The following is a 17,578-nucleotide window of genomic DNA, read 5'->3' as shown; positions in this document are numbered from 1 at the left end:
TTACTATCTCACTGATTACTCTGTATATTGATGCGCAATAAATTGACCTGACAAGTACTCACCTAAATAAATATCTTTCAATTCTAGTTTTTCTTGCTGTAACAATTCTGCTACCCACTTATCGTCTTTATCGATAATCTCAAGAACATCATTATTAATTTGCCCTTCTAAAATTAATGGGTATTTGACATTTTCCTCGCCGTATTGACTAATTGTTAACTGGCCATTTTGCTCTAAAATACCTTTATGGACTTTACTAAATTCATAAATCCCCGCTGAGCGTAGTTTAAAACTTAAATCATTAGCAGATATCCCTTGGCGCATACACTCATTAACTAATATTTTCCCTTTATAAATCAATGTTACCGGCTTACCATCTATTAAACGCTTAGCAAAGCGATTATGATTTTTAATAAATTTAATACTTAATACTAAAAAGGTCCAAATAACTAAAACTAGAAAGAACTGTAGGACCGTAATATCATTATTGTAAATCACGCCACCAATAATGCCACCTAACACATAATTTTGAACTTGATCCATCGCTGATGTCGGTGCTAGATTACCTTTTCCCATCAAATTAATTTGCAATATTAAACATAAAATACCTAGTGATAATTTTACGATAATCCCTGTATACATTATGCTTCCTCCTCACTTATCAATAATGACAATTTCCGGATTAATTAAATTAATTTCTTTCAGTTCGTATGCCGTAAAATTATTGTTAAAAATAACTTTGTAGTATTTGTCTCGGATTTCTACAATCAAATTTTCATTCAACGTTCCTTGGTTCACTCTTAACTCTTCTTTCGCTACTTTTTCCGAGCGACTCAAACTATCTAAAAAATTAACAACTTGAGAAGATTGACTGACACTATTTTTACTTTGAGTGTAATCGGTGTACTGGATCCCGATAAAGAAGATCACTGCTAATAGTAGTAAAATAATTAAATCACGATATTTTGCTTCAAAGCGATGCCTTAAGTACTGAAATCCTAAGAACAAAATACTTAATAATAGCACTAAAATAATAACATATTTAAAAAATGGATTTAAATTTGTTTGATTTTCCCAATAATTGTAGGTGTAAAATGACACTTCGACTCACTCCTCTGACCTAAAATAAAAAACGTCCTTCTCTAGCTAATCCTAGAAAAAGACGTTTTGAGACGTGGTTCCACTTTTTTTCGTAAGGAAATTTCCTTACCTCGAACAAATAACGGCGTCACCCGTTTTTAGCTAATGAAAGAATGACTTCTTTTTTCGCTAAAACCACTCAAAGAGGCATTTCAAGGTCATCGCCATCTGTTCTCAGCTGCCACAGACTCTCTGGAGACGATTAACACTTTACTTGTTCTTATCAACGTGTTTTTTAGTTTAATGCTTTATTTAAATGATCAATGGTTTTTTCTTTACCTAAAAGGACAATCGTATCTCCTAGTTCAGGTCCGTGCATCTCGCCTGAAACAGCGACGCGGATTGGCATAAATAAGTTTTTACCTTTAACACCAGTTGCTTGTTGAACTGCTTTAATTCCTGCTTTGATTGCCGGAACATCAAAGTCAGTCATGTTTTCAACTTCTGTCTTAAACGCTGCTAAAACAGTTGGAACAGTTTCCCCAGCTAAGACTTCTTGCGCTTCCCCAGCAACAACTGGATGCTCTCCGAAGAATAATTCTGACAATTCAACAATTTCCCCTGCAAAACTCATTTGCGGTTGGTACAAACTAACAAGTTTCGTAACCCATGCTAATTTATCAGCATCAGGATTCGCTTCAACTTTACCAGCCTCAACTAAGAAAGGTAAACACATTGCTGTTAATTGGTCTAAGTCCATGACTTTAATGTATTGGTTGTTGATCCAGCCTAATTTTTTACCATCAAAAGCCGCTGGTGATTTACTTAAACGATCAGCGTCAAACATTTCAATGATTTGGGCTGGTGAGAAGATTTCTTCTTCCCCAACTGGTGACCAACCTAATAAAGCAATAAAGTTAAACATTGCTTCTGGTAAGTAACCTAAATCACGGTATTGCTCGATAAATTGTAAAATCGCTTCGTCACGTTTACTTAATTTTTTACCTGTTTCACTGTTAATAATTAAGGTCATGTGACCAAAGGTTGGAGCTTCCCAACCGAAAGCATCGTAAATCATTAATTGTTTTGGTGTATTAGCAATATGGTCGTCCCCACGTAAAACGTGTGAAATTTCCATCATATGGTCATCAACAACTACGGCAAAGTTGTAAGTTGGCATACCGTCACGTTTTAAAATGACGAAGTCGCCACCAGTACTATCTGATTCAAAAGTTATTTCACCTTTAACTAAGTCATTGAAAGCTAATTCTTTATTTTTAGGAACGCGGAAACGGACAACATGCTCCCGACCTTCAGCTTCAAAAGCCGCTTGTTCATCGGCTGTTAAGTTAGCACACATGCCATTGTAATGAGGCATTTCGCCACGAGCTTTTTGGCCTTCCCGGACAGCTTCTAATTCTTCTTCAGTTGCGTAACATTTGTATGCTAAGTTGCTAGCTAATAATTGATCCACTAAAGGTAAATAAATCTCTTTCCGCTCTGATTGGCGGTAAGGACCGTATTTTCCTGGATTTTCTGGCCCTTCGACCCAGTCGATTCCTAACCATGATAGATTATCTAGTTGGCTTTTTTCGCCGCCTTCAATATTACGTTTTAAGTCTGTGTCCTCAATCCGGATAATAAATTCTCCCTCATGATGTTTTGCATATAAGTAGTTAAATAATGCTGTTCGAGCATTCCCAATGTGTAAATGCCCAGTTGGACTTGGTGCATAACGCACGCGTACTTTTTTCGTCATCTTCATAGCCTCTTTCTATTTTTGCGTCTTTAGTAATACAACAGCCAACGCCCCAATGCCTTCTTCACGACCGATAAAACCCATTGTCTCCATCGTTGTCGCCTTCAGATTGATTTGTTGAGCTGATAGTTCACACGCTTCACTAATATTGTTTTTCATTGCTGAAATATATGGTAGCATTTTCGGCCGTTCTGCTAAAATTGTACAATCGAGATTGCCAATCGTATAACCTTGCGCTTTAACTGCCTGCCATGCTCCTCTTAATAATACCATAGAATCAGCATTTAAATACTGTTGATCTGTATCTGGATACATTTTCCCGATGTCACCTAAGCCAGCTGCCCCTAATAAAGCATCTGTAATTGCATGAAGTAAGACATCTGCATCCGAATGACCTAATAAGCCCTTATTAAAAGGTAAGGTCACTCCACCGATAATACAGGGGCGATTAGGCACTAACTGATGAACATCAAAGCCTTGACCAATTCGCACTGCTAACACCTCCACACTTAAATCATTTAAACTGACTTTTCACAGCCCTTTTTGCCACTTATTAAGGCTTCACCTAAGATTAAATCTTCTGGTGTTGTTAATTTAATATTTTCTTGGCTCCCTAGGACTAAAGAAATCTCACGCTGAGAATATGCTTCCATTAACGAGGCATCGTCAGTACCAAGAAAATGACTGCTTTGAGCCTGCTTATGAGCAGCTAATAGCTCTTCTGCGATAAAGCCTTGAGGTGTTTGGATTTGCCATAAAGGATCCCGTGGGATAGTTTTTTCAACCTTACCATTGACAACCTTTTTAATCGTGTCTTTCACTGGCATTCCAACAATGGCCGCCTTAGAGACTTCTAGTTCGGCGTAAGTATTTTCAAGGATTTTTGCACTGACAAAAGGTCTGGCTCCGTCATGAACCATCACATAATTTGATAAATCATTAAGATGCAACAGACCTTGGTAAACACTGTCTTGCCGTTCCTTACCACCACTAACTAATTTGACTAGTTTCTTACGGTCACTAAAATAGGTCTCAAGAACTTCTTCTAACAGCTTCTTTTCATCCTCTTTGACTACGAGAATAATCTGTTCACACTGACTGTCTGCTAAAAAGCGTTCTAAACTATAAGCAATCACTGGTTTATCATAAAAATGTAAAAGGATTTTATTGCGAGAGGCTAACATTCGGCGACCTTGACCGGCTGCCAAAAGAATTACTTCATAAGACATGTTTCTCCCCCTACTAATGCTTACTTTTTCTTTTTAGCATGACCTTGATCGGCTTTTGCTTCATTGATCCCTCGTTGCGCATGGACTGGTTTAGCAAAGATCATCCGCCCCGCAGCGGTTTGTAAAGCACTTGTGACAACAACATCTAACTGTTGGTTCATGTAATGTTGACCGTCTTCAACGACAATCATCGTGCCATCGTCTAAGTAAGCCACCCCTTGTTGACGTTCCGTCCCATCTTTAACGACTAAGACGTGCATCGTTTCGCCAGGAATCACGACTGGTTTAACAGCATTAGCTAAGGCGTTAATATTTAAGACTGGAACATTTTGAAATTCCGCGACTTTATTTAAGTTAAAGTCATTAGTTACGACAACACCGTCTAATAATTTAGCTAATTTAATTAATTTACTATCAACTTCTGCGATGTCTTCAAAATCACCTTCGTACATCTCAACTTGAACACTTTCTTCTTTTTGTAGAGCATTCAAAATATCTAAGCCTCGACGTCCACGAACCCGTTTCAAACTATCACCAGAATCAGCAATGTATTGTAACTCATAAAGGACGAAATTCGGGATTAACAAGACCCCTTCGATAAAGCCAGTTTTAGCTACATCATGAATTCGACCATCGATAATAACACTTGTGTCTAAAATTTTATATTTACGGAACGTATCGTCTACTTTACGCTCTAAAACATCTTCCGCATTCTTTTTATTTTTTGGTCCTAAGATTTTTTTCCATTCCTCTTGACGAGTTGTCCCTACTCGGTAACCTAAGTAAGCTAAGACTAACATAATTGCAATTGGAATAATGTTACTAACAACTGCTAAATCTGAGTTAAACAGAGGGATTGATACTAAGACTCCTAATGACAATCCAATCGCTGTTCCGATTGTCCCGAATAAAAGAAAAGTTAAACTTTTACCACTCAATGTTTGTTCCGCTTTTTTCATTGCAGATAAGACATATTTACTAATCGCCAACGATATAATAAGAAAAATAATTGCTCCAATAAGGCCATTTGTAAAATAGTTGTTTACGACGCTATTATGTTCCATCTCAAACACTGCCCAGGCTTGCGGCATGAATGTTACTCCTAAACTTAAACCTAGTAAAACCATAAATACTGAAAATATTTTTTTCTCCAAGCTTGTCGCCTCCTTCTAATATTTTATCTCATTAACTTTCAGTCACTGTGTGTCGCAACTGAAAGTTAAATCTTAAGTGAAAATTTTACGTAATGCTTCGCCAATTGTGGCAACTCCAACAATCTTAATGCCTGTTGGCGGCTCCCATCCATGGAGATTATTCTTCGGAACATAAATCTTTTTAAATCCTAGTTTTTTAGCTTCGCCAACTCGTTGCTCAATCCGACTTACTCGGCGAATTTCACCAGTCAAACCAATTTCCCCGATAAAACACTCATCAGGCTTAGTACCATTTTCCTTGTAACTCGAGGCAATGGCAACGGCTATCGCTAAATCAATGGCTGGTTCATCTAACTTCACACCACCAGCGGCTTTTAAGTAGGCATCTTGATTTTGTAATAAAAGTCCAGCTCGTTTTTCTAGGACTGCCATAATTAAAGACACCCGGTTATAGTCTAAACCTGTTGACGTTCTTTTAGCATTACCGAACAGACTTGGCGTGACTAAAGATTGAACTTCAACTAAAATCGGCCGCGTCCCTTCCATTGAAACAACAATCGCTGAACCAGTCGCCCCATCGATTCGTTCTTCAAGAAAGACTTCGGAAGGATTATTCACTTCAACTAAGCCTTTTTCTTTCATTTCAAAAATGCCAATCTCATTTGTTGAACCAAAACGATTTTTCACGGCTCGTAAAATTCTAAAAGTATGATGGCGATCCCCTTCAAAATAAAGGACGGTATCAACCATGTGTTCTAACATCCGCGGTCCTGCCAGTGAGCCTTCTTTCGTCACATGACCAACAATAAAGATGGCGATACCGTTGGTTTTAGCAATTTGCATTAATTCCGCAGTAGTTTCGCGAACTTGGCTAACACTACCTGTAGCACTGCTGATTTCCGGCTGCATCATTGTTTGAATTGAATCAATAATCACATAATCCGGTTCTAACTCTTGAATGGTTTGCCTGATAGCTGACATATCCGTTTCTGGATAGACAAAAAAGTCGTTGCCTTCAATACTTAAACGTTCCGCTCGCATCTTAATTTGTTCCGCACTTTCTTCACCTGAGACGTATAACACTTTACCGCCACTTTGATGAAGTTGTTGTGAGACTTGTAATAATAACGTCGATTTCCCAATCCCTGGGTCACCACCAATTAAAACTAGAGAACCTGGCACTACTCCGCCACCTAATACTCGGTTTAATTCGTCTAATTTCGTTTTGACTCTAAGTTCTTTTCGTGAAGTAACATCTCCGAGTTTCGTCGCTGTCGTTCGACGACCAGCCATACTAACTCGACTGTTACGAGAAGCTTCTTCTTGAATCTTAACTTCTAACATCTCATTCCAAGCCCCACAGTTTGGACAACGGCCTAAATATTTAGGTGAGATATAGCCACAAGCCTGACATTCAAACTGAGTTTTTGCTTTTTTTGCCACACTATCCCTCTTCCTGAATTTTTATAAACTATCTATTCATTTATTTTAACATACCCCTAGGCTTTAGGTCTGTTTTTCACCTGCTCTTTTCGCCTTTTTAAGTAAATATTAGGCAATTCTTCTTAAAAAAATCATGGTTTGTTTTTTTCATCACACAATCCTCATTAATAAAGCTAAAATTACGCTAGAACTAAAAAAAGACGGGACTGTGACATGAGTCAGCAGCCCCTTACTTTTAGGAATCTTTCTTTTTTAAGCCTTTTTACGTCATTGGCCCTTACTTCCCTGAAGAACCAAAGCCACCAATCCGGGTCGCCGAACTCTCATCTTGATCAGCCTTTAAGAAGGGTAGGAAAATCCCTTGACCAATCCGTTCACCTTTATTAATTGTTTTGTCTGTCAATCCAAAGTTAATAAATTGGAACATAATATGCCCTTCGTTATCTGGGTTATTGTAATAGTCATTATCGATGACGCCTACACCATTGCTTAGTAACAAAAAGTTTTTCATCGGGTTACTTGAGCGATTACACAGTTGTAAATACTCTCCCTCACCCATGTAAGACTTAATTCCTGTTGGTACTAGCACTGGTTTAACTTCTTTTAAGGTCTCGTCATCTAAAGAAACCTTTAAGCCTTTAAAAGCAGCTTTTAAGACGGTGCCAATTCCTTGTTTCCAAATCGTTGGTATCACGACATCTGCTGAGGCTTCAAAGTCATAACCAGCAGCCCCTTTCGTTGCCCGGACTGGTAAATTAATCTCTTCACCAAAAGCCGCTATTTTTTCAAATCCTCTAATTTTACTCATAATAATCCCCTATCTATTAATTAACTAGCCTTAGTTTACTTGGAAATCTCTCTTCTGTAAACCACCTCTAGGCAAAAAGAAAGAACAGCCCAAGACTGCCCTTTCTTTTTTAAGGAAGTTATTTTTTTTGAATTAAGCTCAAGGCTTGTTGAACTTTTTCCCCCTGTTCTACTGGATCCGTCAAGGGATTTTCTAAACAAAATTTTAAATTTTCTCCCGCCATAATCCCCATAATATTATCGATACTCGAGCGGACAGCGGCTAATTGAATCATCATCTCTGAACACTCTTTGCCTTCCAACATCATGCTTTGAATGCCCCGCATTTGACCTTCGGCGCGTTTTAAGCGGTTAACAATCTTTTGATCACACTGCATGTTTTTACCTACTTTCTATAAAGTAACTCACTAGGACGAACCTTTTGATATAAGTGGAAAGCCCCATCTAAATTTTTAACTTGATAACCATGTTGTTTGAGAATCCGTTCGGCAATATAACTTCGCAAGCCACTTTCACAACTAACAATGTAGTTCGTCCTTGTGGATAATTCTGATAAACGCTCCCGTAACTCGGCTAGCGGAATGTGGTGAGCTCCTGGAAATTCACCTGCTTGTAACTCCCCTTCATTCCGGACATCTAAAATTTGACTGCCACTAGCAACTAAAGTTGGAACTTCATGCCATTGCACCATTTCACTATGACCTTCCATCATATTCATTGCAACATAACCTAACATATTAACTGGATCTTTCGCAACGCCAAAGGGTGGGGCATATGTAAACTCTAGTTCTGGTAAGTCTTCCACTCGTAAGCCGCCTTTAATCGCTGTGGCTAAAATATCAATCCGTTTATCCACGCCTTTTTGACCAATTCCTTGGGCCCCATAAATTTGACCTGTTTGAGGATTAAAGACTAATTTTAAGACAATCATCCCTGAGCCTGGGTAATAACCTGCATGATCTTTGCCTTTCGTATGAATCACTTGGAAATCCAAGTTAGCTAGTTTCGCTTGGCGTTCTGTTAAGCCGGTACTGGCGGCAGTCATTTCAAAGACCCGCACAATCGCTGTACCAATACTTCCTTGATTTTTTCGTGGTAAACCAGAAATCACATCAGCTACTTGTCGACCTTGGCGATTAGCTGGTGAGGCGAGCGAAATTAAGGCATCTTCCCCAGTAATTTGTTGTTTCACAACAATCGCATCCCCAACTGCGTAAATGTCTTTCACAGAAGTTTGATAGTCCTCACCGACTAAAATCCCGCCACGTAAGCCTAACTTTAGTCCCGCTGACTCTGCTAAGCTATTTTCTGGTTGAACCCCAACAGACATAATGACTAAATCAGCTGATAACTGACTGCCATCTTCTAAGATTACTTGACGGCCATTGTCTTTAAATTCACTAGCTGATAAGTTAGTTAACACTTTAACATTATTTTTGACTAGCTCCTCTTGGACAAAAACTGCCATCTCTTCGTCCAGTGGTGGTAAAACATGAGGAGCCTTTTCGACAATTGTTACTTCTAACCCACGATTAGCTAAGTTCTCTGCCATCTCTAAACCAATAAATCCAGCACCAATCACTACGGCACTCTTAGGTGCTTCCCTTTCAACAAAACTCATTATTTGATCTAAGTCTGGCACGTTTCGTAAGGTGAAGATATTATTAGCTTCCTTTAAGCCAGTAATCGGTGGGACGAAAGGTCTGGCACCTGGGGACAAGATTAAAGAATCGTAACTTTCTAAATAACTTTCCCCATTATGACTAATTTCAACCCTTTTATTTACTGAATCAATTTTGATTGCTTCACTGTTCGGACGAACATCTAAGTCAAAACGGGCTTTCAAACTAGCTGGTGTTTGAACTAATAATGCTTCCCGCTCAGCAATTTCCCCTGAAACATAATACGGCAAACCACAATTAGCAAAAGAAACAAAGGGACCTTTTTCTAAGACGATAATGTCAGCCTCTTCATTTAAACGACGTAAACGGGTTGCCGCTGACATACCACCAGCGACGCCACCAATAATCACAACTTTCATTTAGCACTACCTACTTTCTTTATTTTATTGTCTAACTGGACCATTCCATGTAATCATGCCGCCTTTTAAATTAACAGCCTCATAGCCTTTTTCTTGTAAGATGCTAACAGCTTGTTTACTGCGGGCTCCTGATTGACAAACGATATATAACTTTTCTTTTACTGGCTTTTTATAATTAGCAATTTTTCCTAAGGGAATATTTTCGGCTTTAGGAATATGTCCGCCTTGAAATTCATGCTTCTCACGGACATCAATAATTGTTGGATTTTCTGGTAACAAGGCTGCTAGTTCACGATTCGAAATAGTTGGGACTTTATTAAATAAAAACATTTACTCATTCCTTTTAGTTTATTTGATAAGACTATCGTATACCCTTGGGGGTATAAAAGAAAGTTAAATGCTTAGGACTTTTATTTTCTTTTTCTGACTTTTTCAGCTAAGATAGTCATAAGTACATTTATTAAAGGAGAGACTTATGACTGAAAAAACAATTGATTTAGTGGCTCACTTAACAAACATTCCTTCACCAACTGGGGATACGAAAGTTATCATTCAAGAGATTAAAAACGACTTAAAGACATATGGCTACCACCCAACAGAAAATCGGAAAGGCAGTTTAATTGTCACAGTTCCTGGAAAAATCACAAGTGACGAGCGATTTATTACTGCCCATGTTGATACTTTAGGTGCCATGGTTCGCAGTATTAAAAGCGACGGCCGTTTGAAATTAGACTTAATTGGCGGCTTTCGCTTTAATGCCATTGAAGGAGAATACTGTACCATTCATACTCAAACAGGTGACACTTACACTGGAACAATCTTAATGCATCAAACAAGTGTCCATGTTTATAAAGATGCCGGCACTGCCGAACGTAATCAAGATAATATGGAAGTCCGGATTGACCAAAAAGTTCGCACAGCTGATGAAACTTTGGCTTTAGGAATTCAAGTTGGGGATTTCATTAGCTTTGACCCTCGGACAGAAATCACCGACAGCGGCTTTATTAAATCTCGCCATTTAGATGATAAAGTCAGTGCCGCCATCCTCATCCAATTTTTACGGCAGCTCGCTGAGTCTAAACAAACCTTACCTTATACGACTCATTTCTTCTTTTCAAACAATGAAGAAATCGGATATGGTGGCAACTCAAACATCTCTGATAAGGTTGTCGAATATTTAGCTGTTGACATGGGTGCCATGGGTGACGATCAACAAACCGATGAGTACACCGTTTCAATTTGTGTCAAAGACGGCAGCGGTCCTTACCATCTAGGGTTACGCAACCACTTAGTCGCCTTGTGCCTAGGGAAAGAAATCCCTTACCAATTAGATATTTACCCTTATTATGGTAGCGATGCTTCAGCGGCAATGAAAGCTGGAGCTGATGTCCGTCACGGCTTATTAGGGGCTGGGATTGAATCAAGTCATGCTTACGAGCGGACACACCAAGACTCGATTGATGCTACGGAACAATTAGTCACTGAGTATTTATTTAGTGAGATGATTTAAATAAAATAGAAACCCCTGACCTAAGAAGAGATTCTGCCGTCAGAAACTAAAAAAATCGATTTAGATAGTATTCTGAAAAGAATATCTGTCTAAATCGATTTTTCAAACTATCTTATTTATGTTGTTACCGTAATTTTTGTAGCAGACGTCACCTATTTTATTTGAGGCAAAAGACTTATGTCACAGCTCTTTTATCTGTCGCTATAGCTCCGTAAATGTGAGACATTCACTCCATTTAACATCGCACTATTGAGCCTTATTTTTTGAAAAGCTATCACTCAGTTGTTGGGCACTATTAACGGTGGCACTAATAAGTTTAATGAAGGTCGTTATTGCTTCTTCATTATTTGCAACTGTCGAAAACAAGTTTTTTAGTATAGTCAAAAATTTCATAGAGTATATCCTCCATTATTAATCATTTTCAGTGAGTTTTTCGCTAATTTTCTAACAAGTTTGATTCTTGAGCTCTCGGCTATTTTTTCTAAAACCATAATAACTAACTGCTGGTTTGATTTTTCTGGATGCTTAGCAACAACTTCTAGTGAGGTTGCCAAAATAATTGTTGACTCTTTTTCGATAGTTTCGTCAAGTTTATGTTGTTGTTTAATTGTAAGCGTCGGGCCATCCGATTTAGCTAAGGCATCAGTAATAATTTTTTTGTTTTGAGCACTGATTTCTAATTCCGCCTGTTTAATCATTCGCAATTGATTTTTATTCATCATTTCCCTCCAGCGTTTTTATTAATTATATCATAAATAGCTATGTGAACAGTTATAGTAAAGAAAGATTGTAAAAATGGGCACATTCTAATAAAAAGATAAATAAGGTCTATTTAAGAAGATTAAGCTTAGGTTTTAAACCATCTTTTCTTATGGCAATTCTTGATAAGCTAATACTCTAATTATCCCTTCATGTTGGGGGTACAGTGCTAACAAGTCTTTCTGGGTAAACAATTCAAAATCAGCAAAGTCAAAACCTGGAGCTACGACACAACTAACTAAGGCGTAATCAACTACTACACTGGAACCAAAGATCGTGCCTTTTGGAACTGTATAATGCAATTGTTGACCTTCAGTAATCTCTTTCCCTAAAGTGACTGCTTCATAACGTCCATCTGGGAACAAACAATGAACGGTCAAAGGCATGCCATCGTGATAATACCATACTTCATCAGATTGGAGACGATGAAAATGGGAGGGACTGGCTGGGGTTAATAAAAAATAAATACTCGTGTACAAAGGTCGGTCCTGTTGGTTAATGCTTAAAGTAACAGTGCTTTCTTCTGTCCGTTTATAAAAGCCACCTTCAGGGTGAGGGGCTAAAGCTAATTCTGCAATCCACTTTTCGGCTGTTTTCATCTTGGATCATCTCCTTGGTTTTTAGTCACTGTTTTAAAGACAATTCCTTGCCGTTGTTGTAAAAACTCGCGACTCTCACGAGTTACTGCTTTTAAATCTACCCCTTGATCTTTTGCTGCATACAAACAGCCGCAATAACATTGGCGGTAAACGTCGTATTCTTGACACATTTCAATGGAACGTTTGTAACCATTATTCTTTTTAAAATCACTTGGTAAATAAGCGGTTTGATAAAATTCTTGAATTTCAATTCCTAACTGATTAATCAGCTGACTGTCTTTTTTAGGTGACAAAGTTAAGGCACTACCAAAATAATCGTAACCTAGTTCTTGCGCTTTTTGAGCGACTAAATCTAAGCGCATTTCAAAACAACCACGACAGCGCTTGCCACCTTCTGGCTCTGCTTCCCATTGTCCCTCTTTCACCATCTTAATAAAAGCTTGAGGCTCATAAGGAGCTGCTAAAAATTTAACTTGCTGGGCTGATTTTTGATTAAAGGCGGTAATAAACTCTTTTTGAACTAACTCTCTTCGGAGATACTCTGTCCGGGGATGAATATTAGAATTTGCGAAATAGACGGTCACGTCAGCGTATGTCACTAAATATTCTAAAGAACTTGTACTACAAGGGGCGCAACAACTATGAAGTAAGACAGTCGGACGAAGCTGTTCTTGCTGCCAATTTTCAATGACTTGCTTTAGCACTTTATCGTAATTAATCTTTTGATTAGATTGCATCCCTTTTAAAATCTCGGTAACTGTCTTCATTTCCCTAGCTCCTTTTTAACTTCTTGGCGAAACTGCTCTGCCATTGGTGATAACTTCCCTTGACGTTGCCAGTATAAATACAACGTGTGTTTAGTCGGCGGAGTGTCCAGTTGTAACGCTACTAATTCCTTCGCTGCTAACTTTTCTGCTACTAACAAGCGGGAGCAAAAATAAATAGCAGGTGTTTGCTGAAGTTGCTCTAAAGCTTCTCGGGAGTTGTTGAAGCGCAAGATAAATTCTGGTAGTCTTTGGCCTGCCTCATCAAATAGTTTAACTAAGTTTTTTTGAGTGTAACTCGCCCTTTCGCGACCAATAAACGGCCACTGACTTAACTCAGCTAAAGTCCACTCCCCTTCTTCCAACGGGTGACCTGGCTTAACGACAAAGATTAACTCATCTTCAGATATTTTACAAGATGCCAATTGCTCCTGTTCTTGACCTAAAGGGCCTAAGACCGCCAATTCGACTTCTTGATCTAAGAGTAACTGCAGGCTATCTGTTGTATTTAATGTTAGTACTTGTAACTGGTTGGCTGATAGCTCTTTAATGTATGGCGGTAAAATTTTTTGAACTGTTAAATAATTCCCAGCAATTCGTAACTTATCAGAGTGACTGACCGTTGCCTTGGCAATTAGCTTTTCAATTTCGCCTTCGACTGCAAAAAGCGTCTGAGCCTTCTCATAAAGCGTTTCGCCTAAAGGCGTCAATTGAATCCCCCGGCCAACTTGGCAAATCAGCTCAACCCCTTCCTCAGTTTGAAAAGCCTTTAATTGGGCTGTGACAGCTGGTTGGCTAATTCTTAACCGCTCTGCTCCTTTAGTCACACTTTCTTCTTTCGCTACTTCATAAAATAAACGGAGACGATGTAAGTTCATCAAACTGCTCCTTTCATAACTTATCTATATGAATCACTTTGAATTATATATTATAAATCGAGAAGTTGCCATAGTATGATAAGCGTTAGTCACACTTACGAAGGAGATTTTTTATTATGACAACTACTTTATACTTTGTACGCCACGGTGAAACTCTGTGGAATGCTGAAAAACGCATGCAAGGCCATTTGAATTCTAATTTAACTGCTGCTGGAATCAACCAAGCCACCCTTTTAGGAAAAGCTTTCAAAGATGAAACAATCGCTAAGTGCTTTACTAGTGATAGCCCTCGCGCTCTTGCCACGGCTGAGTTAGTCACTGCTTATTTGCCCGTCACACCAGAAGTGTCACCGGCCTTACGAGAAATCGGCATGGGCTCATGGGAAGGGCGCACTCGTCAGGATATCAAAAAAATGACCCCGTCGAGTGGCAACGTTTTTGGGAAGAACCTCATTTATTCGTCGGGGACAACGGTGGAGAAACCTTTGAAGTCTTAGAAACTCGAAGTATTAACCAACTTCAAACCATTATCAACGATCATCCCGATCAGAAAATTTTAATCGTTTCTCACCGTTTAACGATTAAAACGATGATAAATCATTTACTAGGGGAACCCTTAGATAGCTTAAACAACTTAGCCGATGTCTTGCCTAATAGTTTGACGATTATGGAAGTTACCGGCAATCAAAGGAAATTGCTCAGCTACAGTGATGTCTCTCATTACACTAACTTGTAACCCAGTGTTTTATATTGTAACAAATCACTAGTCCTTTACACTGTTCCCTTTCACCTTAAAATAACGACCTTAACCAACAATCCATGTATACTAAATAGTATAAAGAGATGGAAGGAATGACTTAAATTATGTCTAAAGGCTTAAAAATTGTAACTATAGGTGGCGGATCAAGCTACACACCTGAATTAGTAGAAGGCTTTATTAAACGTCACGCTGAATTACCAGTGAAAGAACTATGGTTAGTTGATATCGAAGCAGGTCGTGAAAAATTAGAAATCGTTGGGGCAATGGCTAAAAGAATGGTGGCAGCTGCTGGCATCGATTGTGAAGTTCACTTAACTTTAGATCGTCGTGAAGCGTTAAAAGATGCAGATTTCGTAACAACCCAAATGCGTGTTGGCTTATTAGATGCTCGAATTCTTGACGAACGAATTCCTTTAAGTCACGGCATGATTGGTCAAGAAACTAATGGTGCTGGCGGCATGTTTAAAGCTTTAAGAACTGTCCCAGTCATTTTAAGTATTGTTGAGGACATGAAAGAACTATGTCCCAATGCTTGGTTAATTAACTTTACTAACCCAGCTGGTATGGTAACAGAAGCAGTTTTACGTTATGGTAACTGGGATAAAGTCATTGGTTTATGTAACATTCCCGTTAACGCTGTCTTTGAAGAAGCGGATATCTTAGAACGTGATCAAAAAGACTTATTCTTCCAATTTGCTGGTATTAATCATTTACACTGGCACACAGTCACTGACAACAAAGGTCAAAACTTAACCGATGAGTTAATTCGTCGAATGTACGGCAAAGATTCTGATGGTAAGAGCATCGTTGCTAATATTTCTGATAACCGTCTGCACTTCGAACAAGTCGAAAACTTACATATGGTTCCTTGCCCTTATCACCAATATTACTACATGACTGATGTGATGTTAGCTGAAGAATTAGATGACTTTAAAAACAATGGCACTCGGGCTGAAAAAGTTAAAAAAATTGAAGCTGAATTATTTGATCTTTACAAAGACCCACAATTAGATCATAAACCACAACAACTAGCAGAACGTGGCGGTGCTCGTTACAGTGATGCAGCTTGTGAAATTATTAATTCAATTTACAACGATAAACGCACAGTCATGACTGTTAGCACTCGCAACAATGGCACAATTACTGACTTACCGGCTGATAGCGCTGTAGAAGTTACTGCCTTAATTACTGGCAATGGTCCTGTACCATTTACTTTTGGTAGTTTTGGTCCGGAAATCCGTGGTCTTTTACAAATCATGAAATCAATGGAAGAATTAACGATTAAAGCTGCTGTGACAGGTGATCGCGGGACGTTACTCCAAGCTTTCACAATAAATCCCTTAGTCACTAGTGGCAACGTCGCCAAAACCGTAATGGATGAATTATTAGAGGCCCACAAAGAACATTTACCACAATTTCACAAATAAATGTTAGCCCTGACTTTTATACGTCAGGGTCTTTTTTCGAACTTTTTGAACTTTTATCCTCCTTCAAGACCATTTCTATAAAAAAATCATGAAACTCTCATAATTGATTAGTCATATTTTTTTTATTAACTAGACAATTTCCCCACAAAAAAACTTAATAGACATATTCTAAATTTTGTTTCAGTCCAAACGTGGGTTTTTGCTATTTATTCGTTAAATTATCCTTATTTTTTTGTAATATACCTTTCAAATCCTTATCATCACAGGGTTTTCTCATAATTCTAATCTTTAATCAACCTATTTTTGAATTTTCTGATTTTTTAACCTTTTTTACTTTTATCCTACAATATAAAAAAACTGTCTATATTCAACACCTTTTCTTTGCCACTATTAAAATAATACCGTAAACTAAGCCTTATAAAGATCATTACTATCGTTATTTAAAGGAAGGTGAAAAAATGTACTCTTCATTTGCTTTTGGATCTGTTTTAAAAGATATTCGAATATCTAAAGGTTTTTCCCAACGATCTTTAGCAGAAAATATTTGTTCCCAAGCCATGCTTAGCCGAATCGAAAATAACGATGCTGTTCCTAGCGTTATTTTAATGAAACAATTATGCGACCGTTTAGCTGTTTCTTTAGATTACGTCTTAGGTTTGGATTATGGACCTAGTGCTAAACCTGAAAAGGAAAATGAATGGTTACTTTTGTTACGCTTTTACCATCAAAATTTGCAGTACCCACAATTATTACGAGTTATTGATGAAACGACAATCTTGACTAATTTAGCCACAGCAGAAGAACTCCAAGAGTACTATTTTTACTACGGCTGCGCCCTAATTTATACTAAATCAGTTGATCCAGCTCCCATCGATGTCTTACAAAAAGCTTTAGCTTTAACGTATTGTAAAGCTAAACCCTCAGCGACCGCCTTAGAAATCATGCTTTTAAGTGAAATTGGCAAAGCCTATACTGACTCTGGGCAATCAACTATTGGCATTGCTTATATGAAAAAAAGTCTCGCTTACTTTTATAATTTCGACACGGAACATCATGAGAGCCAGCTAGCTAAAATTTTTTATAACATAGCTACCCTTTATATCGATTTTCGCAATTATAAAGCCGCAATCAAAGTGATTAACCAAGGCATTAGTTGGTGCGGCCGTCACAAAATTTTTTATTTTCTCGATGAATTATTTCTACTTAAAGGTATTGTTTTACAAGACAATGACTTAATTGACGATGCTATTCGTTTCGTCCAAGTAGCTGAAACGTTAAAAGAACTTTCAACTGGAGACTATATGCCTTCAGAAAAAAAACTAACTAAAAAAATCAAGAAAGCACGCTGAAAAAAATCAGCGTGCTTTC

At 38.1% G+C, this 17,578-nt stretch carries 19 protein-coding genes, 1 pseudogene and 1 other annotated feature; of the genes and pseudogenes, 4 read left to right on the top strand and 16 right to left on the bottom strand.

Annotation, left to right across the window (positions count from 1 at the left end):
* Positions 1 to 15 precede the first annotated feature (15 nt).
* From CBF35_RS06605 to CBF35_RS06555, 11 genes are all read right to left on the bottom strand, one after another.
* Positions 16 to 642 (bottom strand): DUF421 domain-containing protein, encoded by a 627-nt coding sequence (locus CBF35_RS06605; protein ID WP_126779346.1) that lies wholly within the window; start codon positions 640 to 642, stop codon positions 16 to 18.
* Between the two features lie 12 nt (positions 643 to 654).
* Positions 655 to 1,101, bottom strand: a complete 447-nt coding sequence (locus CBF35_RS06600; protein WP_126779344.1) for a DUF3290 domain-containing protein — start codon at positions 1,099 to 1,101, stop codon at positions 655 to 657.
* A gap of 54 nt (positions 1,102 to 1,155) precedes the next feature.
* Positions 1,156 to 1,376: a binding site (T-box leader), on the bottom strand.
* The gene (gene gltX, locus CBF35_RS06595) at positions 1,376 to 2,839 is read right to left on the bottom strand and encodes a glutamate--tRNA ligase (protein WP_126779342.1); all 1,464 of its coding nucleotides are present in this window, start codon (positions 2,837 to 2,839) and stop codon (positions 1,376 to 1,378) included. (Overlaps the previous feature by 1 nt.)
* Before the next feature lie 15 nt (positions 2,840 to 2,854).
* Entirely contained in the window at positions 2,855 to 3,331 is a 477-nt protein-coding gene (gene ispF, locus CBF35_RS06590) for a 2-C-methyl-D-erythritol 2,4-cyclodiphosphate synthase (RefSeq protein ID WP_126779339.1), read from the bottom strand.
* A gap of 26 nt (positions 3,332 to 3,357) precedes the next feature.
* Positions 3,358 to 4,068 carry a 2-C-methyl-D-erythritol 4-phosphate cytidylyltransferase gene (ispD, locus tag CBF35_RS06585; protein WP_126779337.1) on the bottom strand — a complete coding sequence of 237 codons (711 nt, stop codon included), beginning with the start codon at positions 4,066 to 4,068 and terminating at the stop codon, positions 3,358 to 3,360.
* 20 nt (positions 4,069 to 4,088) lie between these two features.
* On the bottom strand, positions 4,089 to 5,222 hold the full coding sequence (locus CBF35_RS06580) for a PIN/TRAM domain-containing protein (RefSeq protein WP_170174731.1): 1,134 nt from the start codon (positions 5,220 to 5,222) through the stop codon (positions 4,089 to 4,091).
* Positions 5,223 to 5,294: 72 nt separating this feature from the next.
* Positions 5,295 to 6,665, bottom strand: a complete 1,371-nt coding sequence (radA, locus tag CBF35_RS06575) for a DNA repair protein RadA (RefSeq protein ID WP_126779335.1) — start codon at positions 6,663 to 6,665, stop codon at positions 5,295 to 5,297.
* Positions 6,666 to 6,942: 277 nt separating this feature from the next.
* The gene (locus CBF35_RS06570; RefSeq protein WP_126779333.1) at positions 6,943 to 7,473 is read right to left on the bottom strand and encodes a dCTP deaminase/dUTPase family protein; all 531 of its coding nucleotides are present in this window, start codon (positions 7,471 to 7,473) and stop codon (positions 6,943 to 6,945) included.
* A gap of 118 nt (positions 7,474 to 7,591) precedes the next feature.
* On the bottom strand, positions 7,592 to 7,849 hold the full coding sequence (locus tag CBF35_RS06565) for a metal-sensitive transcriptional regulator (protein ID WP_126779331.1): 258 nt from the start codon (positions 7,847 to 7,849) through the stop codon (positions 7,592 to 7,594).
* 8 nt (positions 7,850 to 7,857) lie between these two features.
* Positions 7,858 to 9,513 carry an FAD-dependent oxidoreductase gene (locus CBF35_RS06560; protein ID WP_126779328.1) on the bottom strand — a complete coding sequence of 552 codons (1,656 nt, stop codon included), beginning with the start codon at positions 9,511 to 9,513 and terminating at the stop codon, positions 7,858 to 7,860.
* 24 nt (positions 9,514 to 9,537) lie between these two features.
* Complete coding sequence (locus tag CBF35_RS06555) at positions 9,538 to 9,843, bottom strand: rhodanese-like domain-containing protein (RefSeq protein WP_126779326.1); 306 nt, start codon at positions 9,841 to 9,843, stop codon at positions 9,538 to 9,540.
* A gap of 145 nt (positions 9,844 to 9,988) precedes the next feature.
* Between CBF35_RS06555 and CBF35_RS06550 the strand changes: the two genes are divergently transcribed.
* A complete protein-coding gene (locus CBF35_RS06550; RefSeq protein ID WP_126779324.1) occupies positions 9,989 to 11,023 on the top strand; it encodes a M42 family metallopeptidase in 1,035 nt (344 codons plus the stop codon).
* A 246-nt stretch (positions 11,024 to 11,269) separates the two neighbouring features.
* On the opposite strand, the gene CBF35_RS14860 is transcribed toward CBF35_RS06550, so the two are convergent.
* The 5 genes from CBF35_RS14860 to CBF35_RS06530 form a co-directional block, all read right to left on the bottom strand.
* On the bottom strand, positions 11,270 to 11,416 hold the full coding sequence (locus CBF35_RS14860; protein ID WP_170174730.1) for a hypothetical protein: 147 nt from the start codon (positions 11,414 to 11,416) through the stop codon (positions 11,270 to 11,272).
* Complete coding sequence (locus tag CBF35_RS06545; RefSeq protein WP_126779322.1) at positions 11,413 to 11,742, bottom strand: hypothetical protein; 330 nt, start codon at positions 11,740 to 11,742, stop codon at positions 11,413 to 11,415. Before CBF35_RS06545 ends, CBF35_RS14860 begins: the two co-directional genes overlap by 4 nt.
* A 150-nt stretch (positions 11,743 to 11,892) precedes the next feature.
* Entirely contained in the window at positions 11,893 to 12,381 is a 489-nt protein-coding gene (locus CBF35_RS06540; RefSeq protein ID WP_126779320.1) for a cupin domain-containing protein, read from the bottom strand.
* Complete coding sequence (locus CBF35_RS06535) at positions 12,378 to 13,148, bottom strand: epoxyqueuosine reductase QueH (protein WP_126779318.1); 771 nt, start codon at positions 13,146 to 13,148, stop codon at positions 12,378 to 12,380. The genes CBF35_RS06540 and CBF35_RS06535 overlap by 4 nt, the downstream gene beginning before the upstream one ends.
* Complete coding sequence (locus CBF35_RS06530; RefSeq protein ID WP_126779316.1) at positions 13,145 to 14,023, bottom strand: LysR family transcriptional regulator; 879 nt, start codon at positions 14,021 to 14,023, stop codon at positions 13,145 to 13,147. Before CBF35_RS06530 ends, CBF35_RS06535 begins: the two co-directional genes overlap by 4 nt.
* Positions 14,024 to 14,139: 116 nt before the next feature.
* Between CBF35_RS06530 and CBF35_RS15115 the strand changes: the two are divergent.
* The 3 genes and pseudogenes from CBF35_RS15115 to CBF35_RS06510 all read left to right on the top strand — a co-directional run bounded on the left by CBF35_RS15115 (position 14,140) and on the right by CBF35_RS06510 (position 17,559).
* Positions 14,140 to 14,759, top strand: a pseudogene (locus tag CBF35_RS15115) (histidine phosphatase family protein).
* Positions 14,760 to 14,887: 128 nt separating this feature from the next.
* Positions 14,888 to 16,210: a 6-phospho-beta-glucosidase gene (locus tag CBF35_RS06515; protein ID WP_126779310.1), complete on the top strand. Its 1,323-nt coding sequence runs from the start codon at positions 14,888 to 14,890 to the stop codon at positions 16,208 to 16,210.
* Between the two features lie 458 nt (positions 16,211 to 16,668).
* A complete protein-coding gene (locus tag CBF35_RS06510) occupies positions 16,669 to 17,559 on the top strand; it encodes a helix-turn-helix domain-containing protein (protein WP_126779308.1) in 891 nt (296 codons plus the stop codon).
* Positions 17,560 to 17,578 lie beyond the last annotated feature (19 nt).

The sequence above is a fragment of the Vagococcus salmoninarum genome, from assembly GCF_003987495.1.
Classification (GTDB): Bacteria; Bacillota; Bacilli; order Lactobacillales; family Vagococcaceae; genus Vagococcus_D; species Vagococcus_D salmoninarum.
Note: the sequence above shows the minus strand (reverse complement) of the source record. Positions and strands in the feature narration are given on the sequence as shown.